This is a genomic window from Pseudarthrobacter sp. C1 (genome assembly GCF_034720455.1).
Lineage (GTDB): Bacteria > Actinomycetota > Actinomycetes > Actinomycetales > Micrococcaceae > Arthrobacter.
This window is the reverse complement of record NZ_JAYESK010000029.1, coordinates 1-473: the sequence shown is the minus strand read 5'-3', so window position 1 is coordinate 473 and position 473 is coordinate 1. Positions and strand designations below refer to the sequence as shown.

At 67.2% G+C, this 473-nt stretch carries 2 protein-coding genes; one reads left to right on the top strand and one right to left on the bottom strand.

The features are described 5' to 3' along the window. Window positions 1–282 (bottom strand): hypothetical protein (locus U7114_RS19315; RefSeq protein ID WP_323058272.1); only part of this gene is annotated, 282 nt, incomplete at its 3' end. Here U7114_RS19315 and U7114_RS19310 point away from each other — a divergent pair. Continuing rightward, window positions 191–473, top strand: a 283-nt coding sequence (locus U7114_RS19310; RefSeq protein ID WP_323058271.1) for an Ig-like domain-containing protein, incomplete at its 3' end; no start/stop codon positions are given. The two genes, U7114_RS19315 and U7114_RS19310, sit on opposite strands and share 92 nt — an antisense overlap.

Sequence of the window (473 nt, the reverse complement as noted above, 5' to 3'; positions counted from 1 at the left end):
TGAGCTGGGCCAACAACTCTCACTGGGCATGGACAGCAGCAGCAGTGACGGCCTGGACCTGAACTCCAAGGAGGCCGGCAGCACGAACGCACCCACGCTCATCCTCACGGTGAGCGGCGGCACTGGCGGCCCTGGTGATACGACGGCTCCGACGGTGACGAGTACGTCTCCGGCCGCTGGTGCGACCGGTGTGGCGGTGACGGCGAACGCGACGGGGACGTTCTCGGAGGCGATGGATGCCTCGACGGTCACGTCGAGCACGTTCACGTTGCAGACGGGCACGACGACGGTGCCGGCCGCTGTGACCTACAGCAGCACGGATAGGGTTGCGACGTTGAACCCTGGTGCGGATCTGGCCGCGGGCACGACGTACACGGCGGTCATCAAGGGCGGCTCCGGTGGCGTGAAGGATGTTGCCGGTAACGCGTTGGCGCAGGACAAGACCTGGTCCTTCACCACGGCTGCCGCGGGCG